Source organism: Kribbella sindirgiensis (assembly GCF_004331435.1).
GTDB classification, from domain to species: domain Bacteria; phylum Actinomycetota; class Actinomycetes; order Propionibacteriales; family Kribbellaceae; genus Kribbella; species Kribbella sindirgiensis.
The window spans coordinates 1-26449 of the sequence record NZ_SJKA01000031.1 but is presented as its reverse complement, the minus strand read 5'-3'; the positions used below and the strand labels follow the sequence as shown (position 1 = coordinate 26449).

At 68.8% G+C, this 26449-nt stretch carries 22 protein-coding genes; 15 read left to right on the top strand and 7 right to left on the bottom strand.

Annotated elements, in window-relative coordinates; genetic code table 11:
- The first annotated feature begins 126 nt into the window (after positions 1-126).
- From E0H50_RS44125 to E0H50_RS41250, 8 genes are all read left to right on the top strand, one after another.
- Positions 127-759 (top strand): expansin EXLX1 family cellulose-binding protein, encoded by a 633-nt coding sequence (locus tag E0H50_RS44125; RefSeq protein ID WP_238151692.1) that lies wholly within the window; start codon positions 127-129, stop codon positions 757-759.
- Positions 760-818: 59 nt separating this feature from the next.
- Positions 819-1349, top strand: a complete 531-nt coding sequence (locus tag E0H50_RS41280) for a SigE family RNA polymerase sigma factor (RefSeq protein ID WP_131296629.1) — start codon at positions 819-821, stop codon at positions 1347-1349.
- Positions 1346-2134 carry a hypothetical protein gene (locus tag E0H50_RS41275; protein ID WP_131296628.1) on the top strand — a complete coding sequence of 263 codons (789 nt, stop codon included), beginning with the start codon at positions 1346-1348 and terminating at the stop codon, positions 2132-2134. The genes E0H50_RS41280 and E0H50_RS41275 overlap by 4 nt, the downstream gene beginning before the upstream one ends.
- Positions 2135-2276: 142 nt before the next feature.
- Positions 2277-4892 (top strand): RICIN domain-containing protein, encoded by a 2616-nt coding sequence (locus tag E0H50_RS41270; RefSeq protein ID WP_131296627.1) that lies wholly within the window; start codon positions 2277-2279, stop codon positions 4890-4892.
- Between the two features lie 81 nt (positions 4893-4973).
- On the top strand, positions 4974-7073 hold the full coding sequence (locus E0H50_RS41265) for a hypothetical protein (RefSeq protein WP_202868566.1): 2100 nt from the start codon (positions 4974-4976) through the stop codon (positions 7071-7073).
- A gap of 64 nt (positions 7074-7137) precedes the next feature.
- Positions 7138-7584 (top strand): MarR family winged helix-turn-helix transcriptional regulator, encoded by a 447-nt coding sequence (locus E0H50_RS41260; protein WP_131296626.1) that lies wholly within the window; start codon positions 7138-7140, stop codon positions 7582-7584.
- Positions 7581-8795 carry an MFS transporter gene (locus E0H50_RS41255; RefSeq protein WP_238151691.1) on the top strand — a complete coding sequence of 405 codons (1215 nt, stop codon included), beginning with the start codon at positions 7581-7583 and terminating at the stop codon, positions 8793-8795. The genes E0H50_RS41260 and E0H50_RS41255 overlap by 4 nt, the downstream gene beginning before the upstream one ends.
- A gap of 359 nt (positions 8796-9154) precedes the next feature.
- Positions 9155-9373 carry a DUF2867 domain-containing protein gene (locus E0H50_RS41250; RefSeq protein WP_131296625.1) on the top strand — a complete coding sequence of 73 codons (219 nt, stop codon included), beginning with the start codon at positions 9155-9157 and terminating at the stop codon, positions 9371-9373.
- Here the strand turns inward: E0H50_RS41250 and E0H50_RS41245 are convergent.
- The 4 genes from E0H50_RS41245 to E0H50_RS41230 all read right to left on the bottom strand — a co-directional run bounded on the left by E0H50_RS41245 (position 9321) and on the right by E0H50_RS41230 (position 14531).
- A complete protein-coding gene (locus tag E0H50_RS41245; RefSeq protein ID WP_131296624.1) occupies positions 9321-11156 on the bottom strand; it encodes an ABC transporter permease in 1836 nt (611 codons plus the stop codon). The two genes, E0H50_RS41250 and E0H50_RS41245, sit on opposite strands and share 53 nt — an antisense overlap.
- 69 nt (positions 11157-11225) lie before the next feature.
- A complete protein-coding gene (locus tag E0H50_RS41240) occupies positions 11226-11621 on the bottom strand; it encodes a hypothetical protein (protein ID WP_131296623.1) in 396 nt (131 codons plus the stop codon).
- The gene (locus tag E0H50_RS41235; protein ID WP_131296622.1) at positions 11621-13927 is read right to left on the bottom strand and encodes a CehA/McbA family metallohydrolase; all 2307 of its coding nucleotides are present in this window, start codon (positions 13925-13927) and stop codon (positions 11621-11623) included. Before E0H50_RS41235 ends, E0H50_RS41240 begins: the two co-directional genes overlap by 1 nt.
- A gap of 49 nt (positions 13928-13976) precedes the next feature.
- Positions 13977-14531, bottom strand: coding sequence for a TetR/AcrR family transcriptional regulator (locus E0H50_RS41230; RefSeq protein ID WP_238151690.1), 555 nt, complete (start codon positions 14529-14531; stop codon positions 13977-13979).
- A 115-nt stretch (positions 14532-14646) separates the two neighbouring features.
- On the opposite strand from E0H50_RS41230, the gene E0H50_RS41225 reads away from it, so the two are divergent.
- Complete coding sequence (locus E0H50_RS41225) at positions 14647-17172, top strand: bifunctional FO biosynthesis protein CofGH (RefSeq protein ID WP_131296673.1); 2526 nt, start codon at positions 14647-14649, stop codon at positions 17170-17172.
- A gap of 31 nt (positions 17173-17203) precedes the next feature.
- Here the strand turns inward: E0H50_RS41225 and E0H50_RS41220 are convergent, their stop codons facing one another.
- Positions 17204-17509: a hypothetical protein gene (locus E0H50_RS41220; protein ID WP_131296621.1), complete on the bottom strand. Its 306-nt coding sequence runs from the start codon at positions 17507-17509 to the stop codon at positions 17204-17206.
- A 151-nt stretch (positions 17510-17660) separates the two neighbouring features.
- Between E0H50_RS41220 and E0H50_RS41215 the strand changes: the two genes are divergently transcribed.
- Both E0H50_RS41215 and E0H50_RS41210 read left to right on the top strand, forming a co-directional pair.
- Entirely contained in the window at positions 17661-19550 is a 1890-nt protein-coding gene (locus tag E0H50_RS41215) for a sensor histidine kinase (RefSeq protein ID WP_131296620.1), read from the top strand.
- Positions 19538-20176 carry a response regulator transcription factor gene (locus E0H50_RS41210; RefSeq protein ID WP_131296619.1) on the top strand — a complete coding sequence of 213 codons (639 nt, stop codon included), beginning with the start codon at positions 19538-19540 and terminating at the stop codon, positions 20174-20176. The genes E0H50_RS41215 and E0H50_RS41210 overlap by 13 nt, the downstream gene beginning before the upstream one ends.
- Positions 20177-20621: 445 nt before the next feature.
- On the opposite strand, the gene E0H50_RS41205 is transcribed toward E0H50_RS41210, so the two are convergent.
- Positions 20622-21248, bottom strand: a complete 627-nt coding sequence (locus tag E0H50_RS41205; RefSeq protein ID WP_131296618.1) for a hypothetical protein — start codon at positions 21246-21248, stop codon at positions 20622-20624.
- Positions 21241-23163, bottom strand: coding sequence for an acyl-CoA dehydrogenase family protein (locus tag E0H50_RS41200; RefSeq protein ID WP_131296617.1), 1923 nt, complete (start codon positions 23161-23163; stop codon positions 21241-21243). Before E0H50_RS41200 ends, E0H50_RS41205 begins: the two co-directional genes overlap by 8 nt.
- Positions 23164-23254: 91 nt before the next feature.
- Between E0H50_RS41200 and E0H50_RS41195 the strand changes: the two genes are divergently transcribed.
- From E0H50_RS41195 to E0H50_RS41180, 4 genes are read left to right on the top strand one after another with little or no spacing between them, the layout of a single operon-like run.
- Complete coding sequence (locus E0H50_RS41195; RefSeq protein WP_238151689.1) at positions 23255-23659, top strand: TOBE domain-containing protein; 405 nt, start codon at positions 23255-23257, stop codon at positions 23657-23659.
- Positions 23659-24435, top strand: a complete 777-nt coding sequence (modA, locus tag E0H50_RS41190) for a molybdate ABC transporter substrate-binding protein (protein WP_131296615.1) — start codon at positions 23659-23661, stop codon at positions 24433-24435. Before E0H50_RS41195 ends, modA begins: the two co-directional genes overlap by 1 nt.
- Positions 24432-25238, top strand: coding sequence for a molybdate ABC transporter permease subunit (gene modB, locus E0H50_RS41185; protein ID WP_238151688.1), 807 nt, complete (start codon positions 24432-24434; stop codon positions 25236-25238). Before modA ends, modB begins: the two co-directional genes overlap by 4 nt.
- On the top strand, positions 25235-26296 hold the full coding sequence (locus E0H50_RS41180) for an ABC transporter ATP-binding protein (RefSeq protein WP_131296613.1): 1062 nt from the start codon (positions 25235-25237) through the stop codon (positions 26294-26296). Before modB ends, E0H50_RS41180 begins: the two co-directional genes overlap by 4 nt.
- Positions 26297-26449: the final 153 nt, after the last annotated feature.

Genomic DNA, 26449 nt, shown 5'->3' with positions numbered 1-26449 from the left:
AGCCCGGCGCCATCACTCCGCCGTACTCCAACGGTGTCGGCCGCCGGCAAACCACCCGTCGCTTCTCGCAGCACGCCTGCCACCACCCCGCGCGCACCTTCCAGCACTCCGCGTGCGGAATCCATGGTGTCCACAGCGTCTTTGGCCGGGCGGATCAAGCCCGCCGTCCGCTACCGGGGCGTCGCGACCGCCTACGCGGCGGGTGACGGGAACGGTGCCTGTCTCTACGGCCCGGCTGGCGACCTCATGATCGCGGCGATGAACCATACCGACTACGAGTCAGCCAAGGCATGCGGAGCGTACGTGCGGGTCCGCGCCGCCAACGGCGCGGCCATCACGGTACGGATCGTCAACGAGTGCCCGCTGCCCTGCGCACCCGGGCAACTCGACCTCAGCCAGCAGGCGTTCTCCAGACTCGCCAACCTCTCCGTCGGCCGGCTCCCGATCACCTGGACGCTGCTGAGCCCCGCCACCCCTGGCACGCTCTCGATCCGGTACAAGACCGGCTCAAGTCAGTACTGGTGCGGCATCCAGGTGATCGGGCACCGCAACCCAGTGGCGACGCTCGAACTCCGGACCGCCAAGGGCTGGCGGAAGCTGAACCGCACCGGCTACAACTACTTCCTCGCCCCCGACGGCAACGGATGCGGCGGAGCGATCCGGGTCACCGACATCTACGGTGAGCGGCTGACCATCAACGGGATCGCCCTGAAACCGGACGTCGCGCACCCGGCCCGAGTCCAGTTCGCCCGACATTGACCGCTACGCTCGGCCCGATTGTCAACGCGAACGTCGCAAGGAGAGGTCAACCGCGGGAGATGCCGGTCGACGACGCGTCCGCGGAGTTCCACGACTTCTTCGAACGCCACTACGCCGAACTGGCGCGTCTCGCCCACCTCCTGACCGGCGAGAAGGACGTGGCCGACGACCTCGCCGCCGATGCGCTGGTCGCACTGTGGCAGCGCTGGGACCGGCTGCGGGCAGCGCAACACCCGGTCGCTTACGCCCGCGGCGTGGTAGCCAATCTGGCACGGGAATGGATCCGGAGCAGGGTCCGTGAGCGACGGCGGGTAGCGCTGTTCTGGTCCCGCAGTACGGAGGTGGTGGACGGGCCGGACGTTCCGGTCGTGCTCGACGTCCGGGCCGCGCTCGTCCGGCTTCCGTTCCGCAAGCGGGCGTGCGTGATCCTGCGTCACGCCCTCGACCTGTCGGAGAAGGACACCGCCGCGGCGCTGGGCATCTCGGTCGGTACGGTGAAAAGCCAGACCTCGAAGGCGATGGCCGAGCTGGAATCGTTGCTCGGCGCGGCAGCGGTCGGCGAACTTGCGGCAGGAAGGAGGAACCGGTGAACGAGGAGATCAGGCGACAGCTGCGCGAGGCCGCCGAGGCTCACGAGCCCAACCGCGCAAGGATTCTGGCGCGCGTGGAGCGCGGCGTGGCCGATCCCAGCCTGCGTCCCCGCACACCTTCGATCGCGAGGTCATGGCCCCGGGCGGCAGTCGTCGCTGTCATCGCCGCCGCCACTCTGGCGACCGGTGGTCTCGCCGCCGCTGTCGCCGCCATCGGCGGAGCTCCGACACCGCCGGCCACCGCACCGACGCACACAGTCCCGTCTCCCACCGCCACATCCCCGACCGCCACGTCAGCTCCGACCCCCTCAACCCGTACGACGACCACCGGCCCGGCCCCGACCACCACCTCGCGCAGCGCGCGGCCGACTCCGCCGGCCGACAGCCGGGTCAAGGACGGGCCGTTGTGGTCCGAGGGTTCGCTGGACGTGCACAGCAGCATCTATTGGGCCCAGAGCAACCTGATCCTCAAGACCACCGAGCCGCTCACCTCACTCACCGTGGAACTGCGCATCGCCCAGACCGGCGGCGTGCGGAGCACCGGTAACTGGCAGACCCTGCCGAGCGACGACTTCACCGTCACCGTTCAGGAGTCCGGCGACGTCCTGCTGTACCGGTGGGCCCTTAAGCCGGGCCGCACCGTGCCGACCGGACAGCACCAGTTCGCCGGCCAGTACAACCACGCCACCGGCATACGCAAGGTCAAGCACGACAGCTACCGTGCCCACGCCCAGAGCTCAGGTCGTTCCGCCGCGGTCTGGGGAGGGTTCGCCCCGCCCCGGTAAGGGACGGTCCCGCAGGTTCGTCGCCGGCCGCGAGAAATCCCGCGCCCGCGGCAACCTTTGCGGCGCCGGTGACCACTAGGGGGAGATCAGGCCGCCCCGTTGCCTGCATCCGTCTTCCTCCGGTGAAGGAGTACATCCCCCCATGGACAACCCCACGCGCCGCGGGCGATCCCGCGGCCGCTGGACCGCCGCCGGTCTGCTGGTCGGCGTGCCCGCCATCGCCGTACCGTCCCTGCTGTTCGCGCAGCAGGCCTCGCAGGCCGCGACGATCGACGGCAACGCCTACTATCAGCTGGTTTCCGTGCGCAGTGGCAGGGTTCTCGACGTCAACGGCTTCTCCACCGCCGACGGCGCGCGTATCCAGCAGTGGACCGACCAGCACACCGCCAACCAGCAGTGGAAGCTGAGGGCCACCGGCAACGGCTACTACGAGCTGGTGAACCGCAACAGCGGCAAAGTGCTCGGCACAGCGGGGGGTTCGACCGCCAACGCCGCCGCCACCGAGCAGCAGACCGACAGCTCGTCCACCTCCCAGGAGTGGAAGATCAGCGAGGTGAGCGGTTCCGACGCCGTCACCTTCGCCAACCGCAAGAGCGGCCAGTTCCTGGACGTCTTCGGAAACTCCACCGCCGAGGGCGCGGCCGTCATCCAGTTTCCCGGTACGGGCGGCGCCAACCAGCAATGGAAGCTGGTGAAGTCGGACCAGTCCGAGACTCCCGGCTCCGGCCCGTACACCTGGAAGAACGCCCAGGTGGTGGGCGGCGGATACGTCACCGGTCTGGTGTTCAACCCGCGCGAGAAGGGCCTGCTGTACGCGCGTACCGACATGGGCGGCGCCTACCGCTGGGACGCCGCCGCCGAGCAGTGGATCCCGCTGACCGACTGGGCCGGCGAACAGGACTGGAACCTACTGGGCATCGACGCCGTGGCCACCGACCCCGTCGACCCGGCCCGGCTCTACCTCGCGGCCGGCACCTACACCAACGACTGGGCCGGAAACGGCGCGATCCTGCGCTCCACCGACCGGGGTCGCAGCTTCCAACGCACCAATCTGCCCTTCAAGCTGGGCAGCAACGAGCCCGGCCGCGGGGCCGGCGAGCGGCTCGTGATCGACCCCGCGAACCACGGCACCCTGCTGCTGGGCACCCGCAAGAACGGCCTGTGGCGCAGCACCGACTACGGCGTCACCTGGAGTCAGGTTTCCTCGTTCCCCGTCAAGGATGGAGCGGGCAGCGGCGCGGGCATCTCCTTCGTGACGTACGGCTCGGCGGGCAGCAACACGGTCTACGTCGGGGTCAACGACAAGTCCACCTCCCTGTACCGGTCCACCGACGGCGGCAACAGCTGGCAGGCGGTCTCCGGGCGGCCCACCGGCCAGATGCCGCAGCACGGTGTGGTCTCCGGTGACGGTTCGCTGTACCTGACGTACAGCAACGACATCGGTCCCAACGACGTGACGGCAGGATCGGTGTGGAAGTACACGCCGTCCAGCGGCGCCTGGAAGAACATCTCCCCGTCGCAGGGCAACTACGGGTTCTCCGGCCTGGCCGTCGACCCGCAGAAGCCGTCCACGGTGATGGTCACCACCCTCGACCGCTGGTGGCCCCAGGACGAGCTCTACCGGACCACCGACGGCGGTACGACCTGGACGGCGCTGGCCGACAGGTCGGTGCGGGACGCCTCCGGCGCTCCGTACGTCGGTACCGGGAGCGGGCACTGGATGACCGCGCTGGCCATCGATCCTTTCGACTCCGGGCACGTGCTGTACGGCACCGGCAACGGTATCTGGCGCAGCAAGGACGCGAACGCCTCCGACAGCGGCGCGACCAGCCACTGGACCGCCGGCGCCCGGGGGCTGGAAGAGACCTCGCTGGCGGACGCGATCGCCCCTCCCGGCGGTGCCACCGTCATCACCTCGATGGGCGACCAAGGCGGCTTCCGCCACGACTCCCTGACCGAGGTGCCCGCCGGACGGCTGAAGAGCCCACTGATGAGCAACAGCACCGACATCGATTTCGCCCAGTCGGATCCCGCGGTGATGGTCCGCGTCGGTACTGGCGGCGCGCAGGACGGCGCCTACTCCACCGACGGCGGCAGCAGCTGGAACGGCTTCACGGCAGAGCCAGTGGGCAGCGCGAACAGCGGCCGTGTCGCGCTCGCGGCGGACGGCTCCACCATCGTATGGACCGAGGCCGGCCAAGCGCCGTACCGCTCGACAGACAAGGGAGCGAGCTGGTCGAAGGTCAGCGGCCTGGGCACCGACGCCGTGGTCGTCGCCGACCGCTCCTCAGCCGGCACCTTCTACTCACTCGCGGGCGGCAGGCTCTACGCCAGCGCCGACGGCGGCGCGACCTTCACCGCCCGCGCAAGCAACCTGCCTGCCGGCCGGCTCACTGCCGTTCCCGGCGTCGCAGGAGACCTGTGGATCTCCGGCGGCGGCAGGGGCCTGCTGCACTCCACCGACGGGGGCCGCAGCTTCACCGGGCTCGCCTCGGTGCAGTCCGCCTCCGCCCTCGGCTTCGGCAAGGCCGCGCCAGGCACGACGTACCAGGCCCTTTACCTGAGCGGCACTGTCCAGAACCTCACCGGAGTCTTCCGCTCCACCGACAAGGGCGCCACCTGGGTCCGCATCAACGACGACGCGCACCAGTGGGGCAGCATCGGCGGACCTGGCGTCATCACCGGTGACCCCGACACCTACGGCCGCGTCTACATCGGCACCAACGGACGCGGTCTGCTGTACGGCGACCCGTCCTGACCCCCTCCCCGTCAGCTCCGGGTCGGCCAGCAGGCTGACCCGGAGCTCACTAGGGTGGGCGCCGGATTCGAGGAGGACAATGTGGGACGCCTGATCGGGGTTTTGGTTGTGCTCGCCGTTGTGGGGCTGTGCTCCGTACCGGCGATCGCGGCGGGGAACGGCGACATCACGCCCGACATCCTGGCGAACCGAAGCGTCACCTTGACAGGTGACGCGGTGGTGAACGTGCCCGCCGGCACCACGACGTACGACGGGGTGATCCGCGGCGAAGGAACGCTGCGGATCACGGGCAGCGGCACCTTGATCCTCACCAAGGACAGCGACTTCTCGTTGCCCAAGGCAAGGCAACGGCAGGTGGTCCGGATCCTCGGCGGCAACCATCCGTACGTCGTGGTCACGCGCCACGACCCGCCGGCGATCGTCGTGGACCAGGGTGCGACGCTGCAGTACGGCGACGGCGGCGGCACCGGACTGATCGGCAGATTTCCGTACAGCACGCCCGGCTACCAGCTCAACCAGGACAACATCGAGGTGAACGGCACCCTGCGGTTGGCGCTGACCCGGTCCTTCAACCTCGGCACGATCAGCGGCTCCGGGCTGATCAGCCAGCCACGGTTCCTCTGGGGCACCCTTGATCTGGCCGGTACCAACCCGTTCTCGGGCGTGATCGACAACGGTACCCAGGCGTCCGCCGGCAAACCGGAGACCACGGTCGCGCTGCCGAACGCCCGGGCCATTCTCAACCAAGGCACCTGGACGATCGACACCCCGCTGGACCAGACCGTCACCATCCGGCAGAACTTCTACCAACGCGAGTACGGCAGCGACATCAACGTCCAGTCCCGCCCCGGCAGCACAGTGATCCTGACCGGCCAGTACAGCTACTCGGACCGTGGTGGCGACACCAATCCGTCACTGAGCGACCCCGCGATCAACTGGCGGAAGATCCCGCACAACCTGAACAAGCGCGGCACCAACATCAAGGGCGCCAACGTGCAGTGGGGTGACGGCAGCACGAACAAGATCTTCATGCCCGGCACCGCGGACACCGTCTACATCAACCTGCTGGCCGCGCGGTCCCGCTCCAAACTCACCTTCGCCTACAACGGCCCGGTCACGCTCGGCGCCCCGATCGGTGGCGGCGTGTTTCACGACACGCTGAAGTCGCCCGGCGCCGGTGACGTCGTGATCAAAGGGGTCCGTGGCAACGATGTGACGTTCGCCGCCGACCAGTACTACGACGGCTCGACGACGATCGAGAAGGGTGCGACGCTTCGCCTCGGAAGTGGACGGCCCGGCGGTGACGGCAGCCTGTTGACGAAGGCCGCGTTGTTCCGGGTCGTCAACGAGGGTTCGCTGGTGGTTCGCAACGCCGACAAGGCGATCACGCTGTCGAAGATCAGCGGGACCGGTTCGCTGACCCAGGCCGGCGCGGCGACGACTCGCCTCGCCGGGACACTGACCTACACCGGCACCACCACGATCTCGCGCGGAACTCTGGCGCTCACCGGCGGCAGCCTGACAGCCAGCAGCGCCGTCACGCTCACCAAGTCCGGCACCACGCTGGACCTGACCAAGGCGGGCAACCAGACCCTCCGAAACCTCAGCCAGGCCCCCGGCTCCACAGTCCGGTACGGCGATCGCGCGGTACTCGCCTTGAGCCGTCAGTCCACGCTCTTCGGCACCTTCCACGGCGGCCGGCTGCTCAATGCCGGCTCCGCCGGCGGGACGTTCACCGTCAAGGGCGATTTCGAGCAGACCCCCGACGGTCGGCTGCTCACCCGAGCGGACGGTACGCCGGTCCGCGTGTTCGGCCGGGTATCGCTGGCCGGAAAGCTCGACGTCACACCGCGAACCAAGCTCACCAACGAAACCCTGCTGATCGCCAACGACGGCACCGACCCGATCACCGGCGCCTTCACCAACCTCCCCGAAGGCACCCGGATCGCGGGCTACCAACTCACCTACAAGGGCGGCGACGGCAACGACGTCACGCTGAAACCGCTCAAAGCGAAAGCAGCCCCCGACCAGCCCACCGCGCACAACACGCCCCCAGCAACCACCGCCCCTGCGGCCAACGCCTCCTCCCTCCCAGCCGCTTTCGCAGCCGCAGCCGTCGTACTCCTCGCCATCATCTTGCTCGTGCTCCGCCTCCGCCGTCGCGCCTTTCAAGATCAGTAGATGCGTTCGGTGATCTGGTTCACTTTTGGACAGATACATAGCTTTACTATGTATATTGGTGGGTGTGAGCGCACCTGATCTGACAGAGCTCGGGGAAGACATCGTGGTCGCGTCGACGCGGTTGGCGCGGATGGCGACGCGGAACGTGAACACGCTGCCGCACGCCGCGATGCGGGTGCTGGGGCGGTTGGACGAGCTCGGGCAGGCCCGGATCAGCGAGCTGGCCAAGGCCGATCGGTGTTCGCAGCCGACCATGTCCAACCTGGTGCAACGCCTCGAGGAGCAGGGCTGGGTGCGCCGCGCCCAGGACCCGGCCGACTCGCGCGCCAGCCTGATCAGCCTCACCGACGCAGGTCTCGCCGAGCTGCGCAGCGCCCGCCACCAGGCCGGCGCCGCCTTGGCCGCGCACCTGAGTCAGCTCCCGGCAACCGACCTCACCACTCTGGAGGCCGCCGTCGCCATCGTCCACAAACTCCTCACCCTCGAACCGTTGGAGGACACGTCCCGGTGACCAAGTCGTCGTTCCTGAAGCAGCCCAAGTCCGTCTGGGCGGTCGCGTTCGCGTGCGTGATCGCTTTCATGGGCATCGGCCTGGTGGACCCGATCCTCAAGCCGATCGCCGAACAACTGCACGCGAGCCCGTCCCAGGTCTCGCTGCTGTTCACCAGCTACATGGCGGTCATCGGCGTCGCGATGCTGATCACCGGCGCGGTCTCCAGCCGGATCGGCGCCAAGCGCACGCTGCTGATCGGTCTGGCCGTCATCGTCGTGTTCAGCGCGCTGGCCGGCCTGTCCAGCAGCATCGGCATGATCGTCGCCTTCCGGGCCGGCTGGGGCCTGGGCAACGCGCTGTTCATTGCGACCGCGCTCGCCACGATCGTGAACTCGGCCGCCGGTTCGGTCGCCGAGGCGATCATCCTCTACGAGGCCGCCCTCGGCGTCGGCATCGCGGCCGGCCCGCTGGTCGGCGGCGAACTGGGCACGATCTCCTGGCGCGGCCCGTTCTTCGGCGTCGCCGTCCTGATGACGATCGCCCTCGCCGCCACCGCGTTCCTGCTCCCCGCATCGCCGCCGGAAGCACGCCGTACGTCGGTGCTCGAGCCGTTGAAGGCTCTGCGGCACAGGTCGCTCGCGACCGTGGCGGTCACCGCGTTGCTGTACAACTTCGGCTTCTTCACGCTGCTCGCGTTCACCCCGTTCCCACTGGCGATGTCGGCGCGTGAGATCGGGCTGATCTTCTTCGGCTGGGGGATCTGTCTCGCGTTCACCTCGGTGTTCGTGGCGCCGCGGCTGCAGCGCCGGTTCGGCACCCTCCCGGTGGCGATGACCGTGCTGCTGCTGTTCGGCGCGGACCTCGCGGTGATGGGTGTCTACGCACACCACAAGCCGGTGCTCGCGGCCGGCGTCATCGTGGCCGGCCTGTTCCTGGGCATCAACAACACGCTGATCACCGAGGCCGTGATGGCAGCCGCCCCGGTCGAACGCGGTACGGCGTCCGCGGCGTACTCCTTCGTCCGCTTCTCCGGCGGCGCGGTCGCACCGTGGCTGGCCGGCAAGCTCGGCGAGGAGGTCAACATCCAGCTCCCGTTCTACGTCGGCGCCTTCGCCGTACTCCTCGCGGTCGGCGTCCTCGCCACCGGCTGGAAGCCCCTCTCCCACCTCCGGGTCCCCACCACCCACTCCAAATCCGAAGCCGAAGCCCTCACCGCCGCCGACGCCTAACCAGCTCATGTGGTCATCCACGTTTCCTCGAGTCGTGGATTCCGGCGGGCAAACGGAACCTCGATGCACGACTCGACGTTCCGGGGGCCAACCAAACGCCACGACTCGGCGCGACCCGGACGAGCAGCGGGGCGTGGCACCCGAACCGGCGCCGGTGAACAGGAAATAACAGGTCTCCACCCACCACTTCCTGTCCCACGCACCCCGGAACCTCACCCTGAACGCCCACCAATCAACGGCTGCCCGCCAGGCGGCCGTGGCGTGCAAGGTCGACAGGTAGAGCACCAGCGAGACACCGTACGCACGAACACAATCACGCTCAGGTGCACTACCCAGCCACCCGACACGTCCTGTTCCAAATGCACAACCCCGCCCTTCACCGCACCTCCCCGGCCCACCCGGACGCGTGGCTCGCGTTCATCACCGACGATGAACGACCTGCGACGTTCAAGGTCGTGACGCTGGTGCAGTTCCTGCGGCCCGCCGGCCGGTTCTACTACAACCTGATCCGGCCGTTCCACCATGTCATTCTGCTCGGTATGTGCCGAGCCGGTGAGACGTGGCGCGAGCGGCAGTGAGCGTCGCCGCGACCCCCACGACCACCAGCGCCGCCGCGGAGATCAGTCCGAGCAGCCGCCACGGAATCGCCAACGCAGCAAGGCCGTAGGGCCCCGCCGCGATCCCGGCGAGCGCTGCCGCGGCGACCAACGATCCCATCAGTACGCCGACCACCACAACGGTCCCGGACTCCACGAGCGCGACCATCACGACCTGCGCCCGCGTCAGACCGGCCAGCCGGGACAAGGTGAACTCCTGCCGACGGTCGGCTGTCGACATCACGACCGCGTTGACGACGGCCACGGCGGTGAAGATCCCGGCCAAGCCCAGGAGCGCGGCGAACAGCCCCGAATTGCTGCGCTGCTGCGCCTCGCCACGCGCCTCCGCCCACTGCTCGACCGTCTGACCGTCCAGCGTCGCACCAGGCGCCAGCTTCACCAGCGTCTCGGTCCGCCCACCAGCCGGCAGCAGACTCCTCGGTACGAAGAAGTTCTCGCTCACATCGAGTGCCTCGGGCATGATCGCGACCACCTTCACCGCGATCGATCTGTTGCCCAGAGCAATCTTGAGAGTCGAGCCGAGCTTGTACCCCTCGGCCGCCATCCCCGGCCCGATCGCGATCGTCCGCCCGGTCAGCCGGTCCAGCGAGCCCTTCCGCGGCCGCAGCTTGTGGGTCTGCTGGTAGGCCGCCGGATCGATCCCGACCGCCTCTGAGTACAGCGTTTTCCGTCCCCGCGTCACAGCGATCGGTACGGCGGTCTGCGCCGAGGCCGCGACGATCCCCGGGCCCGGCCGGACGGCGTGATCGACCACGACATCCGCCGTGATCAACTGTTTCTGCTCGACACCGACCGCCTTCGCCAGCGACCCGAACGTGCCCCACAGCCCGATCACCAGACCGACGAGCACGATCAACGGCGCCGCGGTGGCCGCGCTCCGCCGTACCGCATGCAGGACCCCGGCCCGGGCGAGGTCCGCGATCAAGTTGCCCCGGACAACGATCGCGGGCAGCCGGCCCACTAGCGGTACGACGACTGGGCTCAGCTGGCTCAACGCCACGGACCCGCTGATCATCACGACGAGCCCGATCATCAGCCCGGCCACGAGATCCCGCGCCGCCTGCGCCACGATCACCAGCAGCACCGTGCCGACTGCAGCCGACAGCCCCCAGAACCACCGCCATCCCGTCATCACGCGCCGCGCCGCCTGCCCCTCGACGATCGCCTCGAGCGCACTGATTCGCGACGCCCGCCAAGCCGCGGCGAGTACGCCGGCCAACGCCGTACTCACGCCGACGATCATCGCCGCCCACACCGCTCCCTGATCCCAGGGCGCGTCGAACCACTCCGGCAGCATTCCCAGCCGAACGAGCAACCACGACTGCGCCCAGGTCGCCAGCACACCCAATGGCAGCCCGACCACACTGCCGGCGATCCCGAGTAGGCCGGCCTCGGTCACGACCATCAGACACAGGTAGCCGCGCTGCGCCCCGACGAGCCGCAGCAGTCCGAACTCCCGCCGCCGTTGCACCGTCATGAACCCGAACGTCGTACTCACGATGAACACACTCAGGAAAACGGCGAGCATGACCGACATTCCGAGCAGCGTCGCGGCCCCGACGTACCCCTCACGGACTTTGGCGCGCTCGTACGCCGACAGCGCCTGGGGTAACACCGGCCTGTCGGTCGCGGCCAGCATCTGTAGCCCGGACTGCACCAACCCGACCCCGAGCGCGACAGCGACCACTGCACCGGCGAACAGTTGCCACCTGGTCCGCAGCGCTCCGACAGACAACCTCAGCATGCACTCAGCCAACAGCCTGCGACTGCCGCAGGCCCTGGCCTCAGCACCCGGCCGTAGGTAGCTTGCGCGCTACTGCGCTGACAGCAGGAGGTTGATGGTGCTGTGGTTGGCGAGCCCGCCGAGCGCCCCAAGAGCCCGGAAGGTCAGGGTCACGTCGACGATCGTGGGCGAGTCGAGCCGGACCCGGAACGCCGCGTCCTGACGATGCTCACCGGTCAGCTCGTGATCCGGGAGCTCGAGGTGCAGCCCGTTGACCGGTTCCGCCTCGACCGCGAGCGGTCCGGTCACGAAGCCGTCGTTGACGACCGTCACGGCAACCGTGTGCCATTCGCCGGGCGTCAAGGTGCCGATCGGCGCGCCGCTGCGGGCCACGTTCACCCGGGCCTCCGGGTTGATGGTGACCGCGATCGGGGCGTCCGTCGTCACCGGCCCGCAGCAGCCGATCGCGGGTGCCTGGTGCGTCATCAGTCGACCTCGCATTCGTCGCCTCGCGAGCGGTACGCGGCCTGCGCCTCGTCGTACGCCTGCCGCGCGGCGTCCCGCTCGCTCTCCCGGATGAACCCGGACTTCACCTTCCACAGCTGGTCGACGGAGTCGTGCAGCCATTGGGCGCTGCGGCGTGACGCCCGGATCGGCCGGCCGTCGACCTCGACGAAAATCGGCTGCGTGTGCACACTGCGCAGGATCCGCAGCGCGATCCAGGACGAGCGCTCTATCGGCACGTCGAAGGAAACTTGCTGCTCGGTGCCGTCGGCAACCAATTCCTGGGTTGCCACCGGAACGCCGTTCAGCACGACCTCCAGCAGGACTTTCCGGGACGTTCCGATCCGCGCGCGTTCGAGATGCCAGCCCACCGGTGCGCTGTACATCAGTCGCCCCGGCGGCGGTGGCGGCGGCTCCTCGGGCAGCCACGCGGCGACAGTCGCGCTGACCTGTACCGGGCCCGGCCCGTCCATCGAATGTTCGCGGCTGACGTCACCGTCGACGGCCAGGCCGAACACGTGGCTGCGGCCGTCACCGAAGTACGACGCGCTCTCCCGCAGACCGGTGTTCCACGCCTCGATCGCCTGTGGCCCGGTCGGCGGCTCGGCCAGTCGCACGTACGTCCGCCCGATGCCCGGGCCGTCGTCGTAGATGCACGGGTAGTCGGTCTCGCCGAGCATCAGGGTGCGGTAGCCGACGCTCAGCAGGTGGTACCAGATGTTCAGCTCGGCCGCGGGCGCGAACTGCGTACCGCACTGGAAGTCGGCGACCCCGAGCGGTACGTCGACGACGATCTCGTTGGAGCCGATGCCCTGGAACGACGGGACGATGTAGTTCGGGAGTTCCTCGGTGCCGACGCCCAGCCCGCTTCCACAGTGCGCGTAGCCGACCAGCGCCCCTTGTTCCTTGGCCCAGCGCAGCACCGGAACGTTCCAGGACGGCCAGTCCTCGATCAGTGCCGTTCCGGGGTAGTCCTGGTCGGTGAGGCCGAGCAGGATCAGATGGCCGGAATGACTGGACGGAAACCCGGAAACTTCCACGTCGTACCGCAGGGTGCTCTCCGCGTCGCGATCCGTCGGCTGCGGGGTCCAGGTCATGCCCTGCGCAGCCTGCATCGGCGGGTCTTCGAGGTCGGCCGGCGGGCTGATCGCCGCACCGCTGAAGAACTGTTTCTGGTGGTAGTAGCAAGGCGCCCAGGTGAGCACGCTGCCGAGCCAGAGGCCCTCGCCGCGGACGTGCCGGATCATCGTTTCCGGCGTGACGCCTTCGCTCGGAATGTTGTAGTGCGAGCAGCCGCCGGCGTGGATGTGCGGGTCGCCCGAGTAGTAGCCGCGGGCCGCCGGATCCACCCAGCGGTCGAGCACGACCGGAATTTCCGCCGTTTCCGCGTCGACGTCGGCTGTGGTCAGCACCGGCCGGTACTCGGGCCCGCGGATCGCGGTGACCTCGTACCGGCCCGCGGGCAGCCGGATCATCTCGCCGGTCGCCCGGTACACGTGTTCGTGGAAGAACATGTCCGGCGCCAGCCGCATCGCCTTCGACGGGTACGTCCGTCCTTGTGCGTCCCGGACCGTGATCGCGGCCATGCAGCTGCGCCCGTCCGGTTCGCGGACGTCGATCCGGATCTCGGGCGCCGGAGCGCAGTCGAACTCGAACGAGGCGGCGTACTGGCCCAACTCGAAGTTCGTGCGCTGGTAGGCCAGCCCCTGCGGCGTCCGGCTCAGACTGTGATGGTTGTGCACGTCCTCGGCGACCAGCATCACCCCGCCCGAGCGGACACCGCCGTCACGGCTGTAGAGGCTGATGACCCTGTACTCGATCTCGAGGCCGGACAGCTCATCCGGCCCGGCGAGCTTCGCGTCCAGCCACGCGTTCTTGATCCGCGGTACGACGGTCAGCGTGTCGGCCAACGCGATCCGCGCGGAGTGGCTGTGGAAGTCGATCAGCCCGTACACGCCGCCGTTCCCCGTGCTCAGGTTGGCCTCGAGCCGATGCGGATTGGACACCCGCACCAGGAAGCTGCGCCACCCGTGCTGGACAAGGCGCGGCGGCGCGGCGCCGGCCGTGGACAGCGCGGACCCGCGCTCGTCGATCGCCACGTCCACCAGGACGAACGGCCGCAGCAGGGTCTCGAGCTGAGTACGCCGCTCCGCTTCGCTCAGCGAACTGCTCTCCAGCTTGGACAGCTGGGTGACCACATCGGCGGGCAGCGGATCGCCGAGGTCCTGCAGTTTCCGCATGGCGCGGACCGCGGACGCGAACAGTGGCTGGACTGGGGGTTCTGACACCGAGGACCTCCCTGTTGGCGAGTTCCCTGGCGACCCTACTCGGCGCCGCCTACCTCAGCACCTCCAATAACGCGGCGACGTCGGCCTGGTCCAGGTCGCGGGCGCCGATCAGCGCCTGCATCAAGAGGCCGTCCAGCGCGGCCACCAACAGCCTCGCCTTCTGAGGATCCGCGGTGAACGCTCTGGCGATCTCGGTCAGCGGCTCCAACCACGCCCCGGCCGTCTCCCGCAGGTCGGGCCGCCGAGCCGCGTACAGGTACAACTCGTAGAGCGCCAGCGTCCGGCCGCGTCGCCGTACGACGCTGTGCTCGATCAGCCGTGCCAACTCGTCGGCCGGTCGTGCGCCCAGCTCGCTCCCGCGACCGTGCAGCTCGACGGCGAGATCGTCCGCGGCCGATTGCAGCGCCGCGACCAGGAGATCGTCCAGTGTCGGAAAGTGATAGGTGATCGAGGCGACCGACACATCGGCTACCGCGGCCACCGCACGATGGCTCACACCTGCGACTCCGTCGCGTTCGATCACGGTCAAGGTCGCCGCGAGCAACTGGCTCCGGCGCTGCTCGCCGCGCACTCGGCGCCCGTCCACACCCCGCCTGACCTGCACGAACAGCAAACTATCAGGACGTCCGTACGGATTGATTTTGCTGCCCGGAATCGCGGGATCCAGCGTTTTCCGCGACTTAGGCTCGGATTTCGTGGCCCCTGAACTGACGACAGCGATGCGGCGCGCCCTGAAGCGCGCGGACGACGGCAAGACCCTCGACCCGGTGGAGGTGGAGGTGCTGCTCGGCGCGAGCGGCGACGCGCTGACCGCGCTGATGACCACCGCGGCCCGGGTCCGCGACCAAGGACTGGCCGACGCCGGCCGGTCGGGGATCATCACGTACTCGAAGAAGGTCTTCATCCCGCTGACGCGGCTGTGCCGGGACCGCTGCCACTACTGCACGTTCGCGACCACGCCGGGCCGGGTGCACGCGCCGTACCTGTCGCCCGACGAGGTGCTGGAGATCGCGCGGCAGGGCGCGGCGCTGGGCTGCAAGGAGGCGCTGTTCACGCTCGGCGATGCGCCCGAGGAGCGGTGGGACGCCGCGCGGCAGTGGCTCGACGAGGCCGGATACGACAGCACGCTCGACTACGTCCGGGCGATGGCGATCCGGGTACTCGAGGAGACCGGTCTGCTGCCGCACCTGAACCCCGGCGTGATGTCGTGGCAGGACCTGCAGCGGCTGAAGCCGGTCGCGCCGAGCATGGGGATGATGCTCGAGACCACCTCGCGGCGGCTGTTCGAGGAGAAGGGCCAGCCGCACTTCGGGTCGCCGGACAAGGACCCGGCGGTCCGGCTCCGGGTGCTCGAGGACGCCGGGCGGTCGAACGTGCCGTTCACGACCGGGCTGCTGATCGGCATCGGGGAAACGCTGCCGGAACGTTCCGACTCGATCTTCGCGTTGCGGAAAATCGCCCGGCAGTACAACGGCATCCAGGAAGTCATCATTCAGGGATTCCGGGTGAAGCCGGACACTGCGATGCGCAACGACGCCGACGTTCCGCTGGACGAGTGGCTGGCCGCGATCGCGGTGACGCGGATCGTGCTCGGGCCGCGGGTCCGGGTCCAGGCGCCGCCGAACCTGGTCGACCTCGCCGAGTGCCGCGCGCTCCTCGACGCGGGCGTGGACGACTTCGGCGGGGTCTCGCCGCTGACGCCCGACCATGTGAACCCCGAGCGGCCGTGGCCGCAGATCGACGACCTCGCGAAGGTGACCGCCGACGCCGGGTTCGAGTTGCGCGAGCGGCTCACCGCGCACCCGGAGTACCTGCGGGAGCCCTGGCTCGACCCGCGCCTGATCTCACACGTCGAGGCGCTGGTCGACCCCGCGACCGGTCTGGCCAACGAAGCCGCGATGCCGGTCGGCCTTCCCTGGCAGGAGCCCGACGGCGGCTGGGACAGCGTGGGCCGCACCGACCTCCACACCGCGATCGACACCGAAGGCCGCCGCACCGAAACCCGCTCCGACTTCGACGCCGCCTACGGCGACTGGGACGTGCTGCGCGAGGACGTCGCGGCCCGCCGCGCCGCCGAGTCTGCCGGTGATGCCACCGCGTCCACCTCCCCCGAGCGGATCGCTGCCGACGTGAAGGCGGCCCTCGCGGCCGCCGAACGGGATCCGGCCGGCCTGTCCGACGCTCAAGCGCTCACCTTGATGACCGCCACCGGGCCGGCGCTGGATCAGCTTGCGCGGATCGCCGACGACCTGCGGAAGGCGACGGTCGGGGACGACGTCACCTATGTCGTGAACCGGAACATCAACTTCACCAATGTCTGCTACACCGGGTGCCGGTTCTGCGCGTTCGCCCAGCGGCGGACCGACGCCGACGCCTACTCGCTGTCGATGGACGAGGTCGGTCAGCGCGCCGAGGAGGCATGGGTGATCGGCGCGACCGAGGTGTGCATGCAGGGCGGTATCCACCCCGACCTGCCCGGTACGGCGTACGCCGACCTGGTCCGCGCGGTCAAGGACCGGGTCCCGGAAATGCACGTCCACGCGTACTCGCCGATGGAGGTCGTGAACGGCTCGGTCCGCACCGGCCTGTCGATCGAGGAGTTCCTGATCTCGGTGAAGGAGGCCGGGCTGGACAGCATCCCGGGCACCGCGGCCGAGATCCTCGACGACGACGTCCGCTGGATCCTCACCAAGGGAAAGTTGCCGACGGCAAGCTGGATCGAGGTGATCAGCACCGCGCACAAGGTCGGCCTGCCGTCCAGCTCGACGATGATGTACGGCCACGTCGACGCGCCGCACCACTGGGTCCAGCACCTGCGCACGATCGCCGCGGTGCAGGACGAGACCGGTGGCTTCACCGAGTTCGTGCTGCTGCCGTTCATCCACCAGAACTCGCCGATCTACCTGGCCGGCGTCGCCCGCCCGGGCCCGACGTACGACGAGAACCGGGCGGTGCACGCGATGGCGCGGATCATGCTGCACGGCCGGATCGACAACATCCAGTGCTCGTGGGTGAAGCTCGGCGTGGACGGTTGCGTCGCCGTCCTGAACGGCGGCGTGAACGACATCGGCGGCACGCTGATGGAGGAGACCATCAGCCGGATGGCCGGCTCCAAGCACGGCAGCCGCAAGTCGATCGCCGAACTCACCGCAATGGCCACCGCCGCCGGCCGCCCGGCCCGCCAGCGCACCACGACATACGGCGACGTCCCGGCCCGCCCGGCAACCGAACTGGAACTCGCCTGACGCTCCTCCCTCCTGGAGCGCCAGGCAACTGTCACTTGACCGGGTCGAGGTCGACGGCCCGGTTACGGCGCTTGCTACCGACCCGGTGCCCGAGCGCGACCAGGAGGTTGCCGACGACGTAGATGCCGGCGGTGACGATGAGGTACCCGAACGGCCAGGCGTTCGGGTCCGCCGGGAACGCCTGTGTGCGGTCGCCGACCCAGCTGCGCATCAGGTAGACCAACTGGAACGTGAAGCAGTAGCCGAAGATCGCGACGTACGCGACGTAGGCGGACAGCCGGTTCCGCAGGAAGAAGCCGAGCGGAAAGGCGAACAGGACGGTGGCGATGGCGATCACGGGAATCCCCTCCTCGAGTAGTAGCTGATCCCCTCACAATCGCCTCGCCCGGCAGCCTCCCACATCGGTGCTGTCGCCGGACTTGAGTCATGGCCGGCCTCTAAGTGCTGACACTGGTGCGCGAACGGCTGCCCGCGGTCATCATGTGGTTGTGCTCCGGCCTCGGCTTCTGGTCCTTGCCGCGACGGCCGTGTTCGTCGCGGCCGCCGCCGTACGCGCGGTACTCGCCTACGGCGCTCCTTCGATCGACTCACCGAGCTACTGGCCACTGACGACAGCCCTGTTACTACCGGCGCTGCTGCTCGGCTGGCTGGTCGTCGTTCGGGTGCCGGCGAGTCCGATCGGGCCCGCGCTGACGCTGACGGCCACGACGCCCGCGCTGGTCTTCCTGGCCGAGGACTGGGGCGCAACAGCGCAGACCTCGACGCCCTGGCCAGCAGCTTCGGCTGTGGGTGCGGTCGCGGTCGGCGCGTGGCCCTGGCTCTTCGTCGGCTTCGTCACGTTGGTGCTGCTGTTCCCGGACGGTTTGCTGCCGGGACGTCGGTGGCGGTGGATCGGCGCGGCGATGCCGGTCTCGGCCGTGCTGGTGACGTACGTCGTCGGGCGCGAAGGCCCCCTCACCCCGGTGCCGGTGATCCTGATCGTGGTCGCCTTCGGCGGGTTCCTCGCGACCTTGCTCGCCGCCGCGTCCAGCCTGGTCGTGCGGTACCGCCGCGGCGATCGGCTCACCCGGGAACGGTTGCGCTGGTTGATGGCCGCGGCGATTTCCGTGCCGATCCTGCTCGGCGCGAGCTGGCTGGCGACCGCGCTGGGTATCCCTGGAACCCTTGCCTACACGTGGTTCCTGGTCGCAATGCTGATTCTGGTTCCTGGTGCGATCGCCGTCGCGATCCTGCGGCATGACCTGTTCGACATCGACCGGCTGCTCGGTACGACCGTCAGCTGGGTCGTCACCAGTCTGATCTCGGCGGGCGTCTTCGCGACTGTCGTCCTGCTGGTCGGCGGCTACTTCCCCGATCGGATCGGCGTCACGACCGCTGCCTTCGTCACCGCGCTCGTCCTGCTTCCGCTGTACCACTGGATTCACCGCACGATCGGGAGGCTGGTCGACCCGGACCGGACTGTCGCGCTGGCCCGGATCCGGGCCTTCGTCCGGCAGGTCCGTGACGGGGAGGCCGAGCCGGAGCAGATCGAGTTCGTCCTGCGTTCCGCGCTCGACGACCCCGACCTGCGGGTCCTGCTACGTCGCCCGGGCACGGAACTCGTCGTACCGGAGGACGCGATCGCGTTGCAGACCGGCGATTCCGTGGTCGGCGCATTGATCCTCGGTACGACGTCTGCGCGCCGGGTCCGGCGAGCGCGCGAAGCGGTCGTGGAGGCCCGGCTGCCGATCGAGGTCAGCCGGTTGCGGCTGGAGCTCCGGGAAGCCCTGGCCGAGGTCCGATCCAGTAGGTCCCGGCTGATGGACGAGGTCAACGCGGAACGGCAGCGGCTGGAGCGTGATCTGCACGACGGCGCGCAGCAGCGGCTGATCGCGATCGGGATGCGGCTGAGGTCGGTGCAGTACCAGTTGTCTCCCGGCGTACCTGCCTACCGGGAGCTCGACGAGGTGGTGGAAACGCTCGAGCACGCTGTCGCGGAGCTCCGGCGGATCGCGCACGGCGTACGGCCGAGTCGGCTCGACGACGGTCTCGCCGTCGCACTGCGGGAGCTGGTCGCGGACAGCACACTGCCGGTCGATCTCGTCGTACCCGAGCTGGCGGTCGGTGAAAGTGCGGCGACGACGGTGTACTTCACGGTCGGCGAGGCGATCGCGAACGCGCTCAAGCACGCGCGGGCGACCCGGATCTCGATCTCGGTCGGCGTGACCGATCAGATCCTGCGGGCCGTGGTGCGGGACGACGGCGTCGGCGGGGCCAAGGAGGGGTTCGGGCTGACGTCGCTGCGGGACCGGGTCGCGGCGGCGGGCGGGGAGTTCACGGTCGAGAGCCCACCCGGGGCCGGGACCTCGATCACCGTGGAGGTCCCGTGCGCATCGTAATCGGCGAGGATTCCGCCTTGTTCCGTGAGGGTCTGAGCCGGCTGCTGACCGAGAACGGCCACGACGTCGCCGGTACGGCGGAGACCGCGGACGCACTCGTCGACGTCGTACGGGCGGTGGATCCGGACCTGACGATCATCGACGTACGGATGCCGCCGACGATGACCGACGACGGTGCGCGGGCGGCCGTCGCACTGCGCGCGGAGCGGCCGGACCGCCCGATCCTGATGTTGTCGCAGCACATCGAGACGCGGCACGTGGTCGGGCTCGTCGGCACCGGCGGGTTCGGCTACCTGCTCAAGGACCGGGTGCTGCGCGTCGGCGACTTCCTGGACGCGATGCGTCGGGTGGTGGACGGCGGATCGGCGCTCGATCCGGCGATCGTCGCCGCCCTGGTGACGCCGACGCGCGCCGACGACCCGCTGGCCGCGTTGTCCGCACGGGAACGCGAGGTGCTGGCGCTGGTCGCCGAAGGGCGCTCGAACGGCGCGATCGCCGTCCAGCTGGTGCTCGCCGAGCGGACTGTCGAGAGTCATATGCGGAGCATCTTCCAGAAGCTGCGCATCGACGAGGCGCCGGACACCCATCGCCGCGTCCTGGCTGTCCTGACCCAGCTTCGCCAATGAGCGCAGGAAGTCTTGACGAGTGGTTAGTTGTTGCAGAAGGCAACATCTGTACGGAAAGTGAGGGAATTTTTACTGAGCGTTGCTTACTTCAAAGGCAATGCAAATGTTTGAACCGGAGGATTCCCGGTACGCGGGCCGCGTGACAACGTTCTCTTGTCGGCGGCGGACGGGTCGCCGGCACTAGGTCCAGGTGGATTTCGCAGTACTCCCGTCCGCGACCGGACTGTACCTCCCCTGCCGGCCACGGAATGAGACGCGGGACCGCCCTCCTTCGGGCCACTTGCCCTCTCGGGGCAACAGCAGGACGCCGGCCGTGTCGGTGGGGTGTTGGTCGCCAGTGAGGTGGCGACCAACACCCGGCACGGTCGGCGTTTCTTACTGAAGACCGCCTCGCTGTACTGGTGCTGCTGGGGACCAGTACAGCGAGGCGGTTCTCTTGTGCGGCCTAGTACGGATACGTGTCGTCGCGCCGGGTCGGGTCCAGGTCCCACAGGGAGAACTGGACGATCTTGTGGGACTCCTCGCCGCCGCCCGGGATCAGCCCGAACGACTCGTACTCCTTCGAGCCCAGTCCGTCGAGGTAACAGAGCAGCTCGAACGCCGACTGCGCGTCCTCGATGTCGTCGATCACTTCGTCGTTCTGCGCTTCGTCCGCGCGGCTCCGCACGTACCGCACGAAGGCATCCGGATCGGTCACCACGTAGTCGTACCGCGCCTGATAGCTGAGCCGGAGCCCGTTCTCCGGCAGCAGCGGCTCCTCCAGCTCCTCGAGATCGTCCAGGGCGCCACCCTCGACGATCTCCCGGTAGTCCGCCGGGTCGTCGAAGTCGTCCGGCCCCAGCGGCAGGTCGTCCAGTTCGTCGGGGTCGTACGAGTCGATCCCGAGGAAGATGTCGCCCCAGCCTCGTTCGTGCACGGCGTCCGCGAGCGCCCGGGCCTGGACCCGGACGTTCTCGATCGCGCCGGTGGCCCGCAGGTCGTGCAGGTCCAGAGCGTCAGCCTGCTCCAGCAGGACCCGGGCGAGTTCACGGGCGGCCTCGGCAGCCGACGCGGGTTCGATCGACTCACTCATGCTGTGACGGTACAACCATGGGCACCTCCGTTGCCGAGCCCGGTACTCCGAAGGCGTCGACGAGCTCCACCGCGGCCGGACGGACGACCGCGCACAGCTCGTTGGTGAGCGCGGTGATCGCCTTCGACCGCCCAGGTGAGAGCCGTCCGTGCTCGAGATACCACGCACGCTCCGCCTCGATCGTCGCCAGTGCGTGCAGGTCGTACACGTCCTGCAACTGCGGCCGGATCTCGTCGGGCGCGTTCCGCACAGCGGTCTGGAACGCCTCGAGAACGATCCGGTCCACATGCGCCCGGCCGGCCGCGATCACGTGGTCCTGGCACCGGTTGAACACGTCGAACGGATCGTCGCCGGCATCGATCCCGCCCTTCAGTCGCCGCGCCACTCCCGACAGCATGTGCTGCTCCCGGAACCGGAGCAGCCCGGAGTGGTACGCGTCGTCCCGTAGGCCGGCATCGGGATCGGCCGCATCACTCCGATTCGGTACGGCGTCCCGCAGTCGCTCGATCAGCGGACGCAACGCGGCCTTCTCGACCGCGATCTCCACCGCCTGCGCCGCGACGAACCGCGCCGTACCCAACGGGTCGAGCTTGCCGAACGACTCGCGGTAGTCCGTCAGCAAACCTTTCGCCACCAGCTGCAGCAGCACGGTGTTGTCGCCCTCGAAGGTGGTGAACACGTCGGTGTCCGCCTTCAGTGTCGCCAGCCTGTTCTCGGCCAGGTAGCCCGCGCCGCCGCAGGCCTCCCGGCACATCTGGATCGTCTCGGTCGCATGCCACGTCCCGAGCGCCTTCGTCCCGGCCGCCTGCGCCTCCAGCGCGCGCCGGTCGTGCTCGTCCCGGTCGTCGTTGAACACCCGGGCGAACTCGTCCACCAGCTCGGCCTGCGCGAAGTGCAGTGCATACGTCCGCGCGAGCAGCGGCAGCAGCCGGCGTTGATGCATCCGGTAGTCGAGCAGGATCGCCTCCTCGTCGCTTCCCGGAGCACCGAACTGGCGCCGCTGATCGCCGTACCTGATCGCGATCGTCAGCGCCACCTTGCTCGCGTTGATCGCCGCGCCGCCGACCGACACCCGACCCTGCACGAGCGTGCCGAGCATCGTGAAGAACCGGCGGTCCGGGTTCTCGATGGCGCTGCTGTAGTTGCCGCCCGCATCGACCTGGGCGTAGCGGTCGAGCAGTGCCTCCCGCGGCACCCGGACCTGGTCGAAGACGATCCGTCCGTTGTCGACACCGTTCAGCCCGAGCTTCGGCCCGCAGTCCGACAGCGTCACGCCCGGGAGCGCCGCACCGTCCGCATCCCGGATCGGCACGAGCAGGCAGTGCACGCCGTGGCTCTCGCCGCCGACGACCAGCTGCGCGAACACGGCCGCCATCCGCCCATGACGTGCCGCGTTGCCGATGTAGTCCTTCCGCGCCGCCGCCGACGGCGTGTGCACGACGAACTCTCCCGCCGCCTCGTCGTACGTCGCCGTCGTACCGAGGGCCTGCACGTTCGACCCGTGACCGGTCTCGGTCATCGCGAAGCAGCCGAGCAGCCGGCCGCTGATCGCATCGGCCAGATATCGCTCGTGATGTTTCTCGGTCCCGAGATGCAGGATCGCGCCGGCGAACAGGCCGAACTGCACACCGGCCTTGACCATCAGCGACAGGTCGCCGAACGCCAGCGTCTCGAACGCCGCGATGAACCCGCCCAGGTCCGCCTCGCCACCGTACTCCTTCGGGTAGCCCCGCGCGGGCAGCCCGTCCGCGGCCGACTGCAGCAGCAGGTCGAGGATCCGGTCCCGATACTCGTCGTGCGGCAGCCGCACCGCCAGGTCACCCAGGTCGGCGTGCGCGGCCAGCCCTGCCCGCACGACGTCCCGCGCCGCCTTGTGCGGCCCGTCCAAGTAGTCCCGCATCGCCGATTCGCTCATGCCCTATAACTTACGAGGAATCGCCGCTACTTTCCGTCACCGCTTCGCGACTGTGGAAAAGCTGGCATCAATCCGCATCTGCGGCGATAGGATGTCTCTCGTGCCGAACTTGCGGATCAGTGAGGCGGCCGCGCTCCTGGGGGTCAGTGACGACACGGTGCGTCGCTGGATCGATCAGGGCCGGTTGCGGTCGAAGCAGGAGAACGGCCGGATGGCCGTCGACGGGCAGGCGCTGGCCGCGTTCGCCCAGGAGCTGGCGGACTCACCGGAGCCCGGCCACACCGCCGCGGCGTCGGCGCGCAACCGGATGCGGGGGATCGTCACCCGGGTGCTCAAGGACGGTGTGATGGCCCAGGTCGAGATGCAGGCCGGACCGTTCCGCGTCGTGTCGCTGATGAGTCGTGAGGCCGCCGACGAGCTCGGTCTGGAGCCCGGCGTGGTGGCCGTCGCCTCCATCAAGTCGACCCATGTCGTCGTCGAGATTCCGGAGGCCTGATGTTCCGCCGTACCGCGTTCGCCGCCCTTGCCGCTGTCGCGGCGCTCGCGCTGGCCGGATGCGGCGACGATACGCCGGCGTCATCATCTCCGTCGAAGAGCTCGCCGGCAGTCTCAGGTGCGGTGAACGTGTTCGCCGCCGCCTCGCTGACCGGCACGTTCACCCAGCTGGGCAAGGACTTCGAGGCCGCCCACCCCGGCGTGAGGGTGACCTTCAACTTCGCCGGCAGCTCCGCCCTCGCCAAGCAGATCAACTCGGGTGCGCCCGCGGACGTCTTCGCGTCGGCCGCGCCGAAGAACATGGACGACGTCACGGACAAGGGCACCCCGACGAACTTCGTGAAGAACACGCTGGAGATCGCCGTCCCGAAGGGCAACCCGGGCAAGATCACCGGGATCAAGGACTTCGCGGACAAGAACAAGAAGATCGCGATCTGCGCCGCGCAGGTGCCGTGCGGCGCGGCGGCCGCGAAGGTGTTCGCGGCGCTCGGCATCACGGCGCAGCCGGACAGCCTCGAGCAGGACGTGAAGGCGGCCCTCACCAAGGTCAGCCTCGGTGAGGTCGACGCGGCCCTGGTGTACAAGACCGACGTACTCTCCGCCAAGGACAAGGTCGAGGGCATCGAGTTCCCGGAGTCGAGCAAGGCTGTCAACGAGTACCCGATCGCCACGCTGACCAAGGCTCCGAACCCGGACGGCGCCAAGGCGTTCGTAGACTACGTACTATCGGACAAGGGCAAAGCAGTCCTGAGCGCAGCGGGCTTCGACGCGCCGTGACGCGTCGCAGCAGGAGCACGAACGGGCGACTGCCCCTCGTACTCCTGCTGCCTGCTCTGCTCGGGTTGGCGTTCCTGCTCGTCCCTTTGGTCGGTCTGCTGATCAAGGCGCCCTGGTCGACGTTGCCGGGGCGTCTGTTCAGTGCCGACGTATGGCAGGCGCTGCGGCTGTCACTAGTGTGCGCGACCGCAGCTACTGCGCTGTGCCTGCTACTAGGTGTCCCGTTGGCGTGGCTGCTCGCCCGTGGTGGGTTGCCGGGCCGGAGTGTGATCCGGGCGTTCGTGACGGTGCCGCTGGTACTGCCGCCGGTGGTTGGCGGCGTCGCGTTGTTGCTGGTACTCGGGCGACGCGGTCTGGTCGGTCAACACCTCGATACTTGGTTTGGCATCTCTCTACCGTTCACAACGGCCGGTGTGATCGTTGCAGAAGCCTTTGTGGCTATGCCGTTCCTGGTGATCTCTGTTGAAGGCGCACTGCGTGCCGCTGACCCCCGCTACGAGGAGGCGGCCGCAACACTCGGTGCCGGACGGTGGCTGACGTTCCGGCGCGTGACACTGCCTTCGATCGCACCTGGCGTTGTTGCCGGGACAGTGCTCTGCTGGGCGCGCGCACTGGGCGAGTTCGGCGCCACCATCACGTTCGCCGGCAACTTCCCCGGCCGTACGACGACCATGCCGCTGGCCGTGTACCTGGCGTTGGAGACCGATCCCGACGTGGCCGTCGTACTGAGCCTCGTGCTTCTACTGGTGTCTGTCGTCGTACTGGCGTCTCTGCGCGAGCGCTGGATCGGTGGACTCCGTTGACTCTGTACGCCGATGTGCAGGTCAGCCGTGGCTCTTTCGAGCTCGCACTGGACCTGACTGTCGAGCCAGGCGAGGTTGTCGCGCTACTCGGCCCCAACGGTGCCGGCAAGACCACTGCGCTGCGTGCCATCGCCGGACTGCTCGCGTTGGACCGTGGACGCATCGCCCTGGACTCCACGGTCTGGGACGAGCCACCGCGCACCTTTCGTACGCCGGACCGCCGGCCGATCGGTGTGGTGTTCCAGGACTACCTGCTGTTCAACCACCTGAGCTGCCTGGAGAACGTGGCCTTCGGCCTTCGCGCCCGCGGTGTAGAAAAGCAGACCGCCCGCCTGGAGGCCGCACGCTGGCTGGAAACAGTCGGCTTGTCGGAGTACGCCCGTACTCGCCCCCGCGCGCTGTCCGGTGGACAAGCCCAACGCGTGGCCCTGGCCCGAGCACTGACCACCGACCCCGAACTTCTGCTGCTGGACGAACCGCTGGCCGCGCTGGATGCCGGCACCACCCTTCACGTGCGGGCCGAACTGGGCCAGCACCTCAACCGCTTCGAAGGACGCACCCTGCTGGTCACTCACGACCCGCTGGACGCCATGGTCCTGGCCGACCGCCTGGTCATCATCGAGAACGGCCAGGTGGTCCAGGAAGGCAAACCCACCGAGGTGGCCCACCGCCCCCGCACCGACTACGTAGCTCAGCTGGTCGGCCTCAACCTCTACCGCGGCGACGCCTCAGGCACCGCAGTCAGACTGCCAGAGGGCGGCACGATCACCCTTGCCGAACCAGCCACCGGCCCGGTCCACGTAGCCTTCCCGCCCACCGCCGTCAGTCTCTACGTAGAGCCCCCGTCCGGCAGCCCCCGCAACACCTGGCCCGCCGTGGTCACGGGCATCGAACAGCACGCCCACACAGTCCGCGTCCGCCTCGACGCCTCCCCCGCCGGCCCAGCCGACCTCCTCGCCGACATCACCCCCGCCGCGGTAGCCGACCTCCACCTGACCCCCGGTCAACCCCTCCACACCACCCTCAAAGCCACCGAGGTCCACACCTACCCGGTCTAACCACCCCGCAGTCGGGCCGGCGAACAAGTCGCACGGCCGGCGAACAAGCAATTTCGGCTCTTGTGACTGACACGAAGAAGAACGTGACACGCTGCTCGGAACGTGGTTGGGGTGGGCTGGCGTCAGGTTGGGATGGGGTCGAAGCGGACGGTC

Coding starts and splice junctions, on each gene's coding strand:
- E0H50_RS41240 (WP_131296623.1), bottom strand. CDS start 11,621: ATGACGCACCAGGCACCCGCGATCGGCTGCTGCGGGCCGGTGACGACG.
- E0H50_RS41195 (WP_238151689.1), top strand. CDS start 23,255: ATGTCTCTCGTGCCGAACTTGCGGATCAGTGAGGCGGCCGCGCTCCTG.
- E0H50_RS41245 (WP_131296624.1), bottom strand. CDS start 11,156: ATGCTGAGGTTGTCTGTCGGAGCGCTGCGGACCAGGTGGCAACTGTTC.
- E0H50_RS41200 (WP_131296617.1), bottom strand. CDS start 23,163: ATGAGCGAATCGGCGATGCGGGACTACTTGGACGGGCCGCACAAGGCG.
- E0H50_RS41250 (WP_131296625.1), top strand. CDS start 9,155: ATGCACAACCCCGCCCTTCACCGCACCTCCCCGGCCCACCCGGACGCG.
- modA (WP_131296615.1), top strand. CDS start 23,659: ATGTTCCGCCGTACCGCGTTCGCCGCCCTTGCCGCTGTCGCGGCGCTC.
- E0H50_RS41270 (WP_131296627.1), top strand. CDS start 2,277: ATGGACAACCCCACGCGCCGCGGGCGATCCCGCGGCCGCTGGACCGCC.
- E0H50_RS41205 (WP_131296618.1), bottom strand. CDS start 21,248: ATGAGTGAGTCGATCGAACCCGCGTCGGCTGCCGAGGCCGCCCGTGAA.
- E0H50_RS41225 (WP_131296673.1), top strand. CDS start 14,647: ATGCGGCGCGCCCTGAAGCGCGCGGACGACGGCAAGACCCTCGACCCG.
- E0H50_RS41280 (WP_131296629.1), top strand. CDS start 819: ATGCCGGTCGACGACGCGTCCGCGGAGTTCCACGACTTCTTCGAACGC.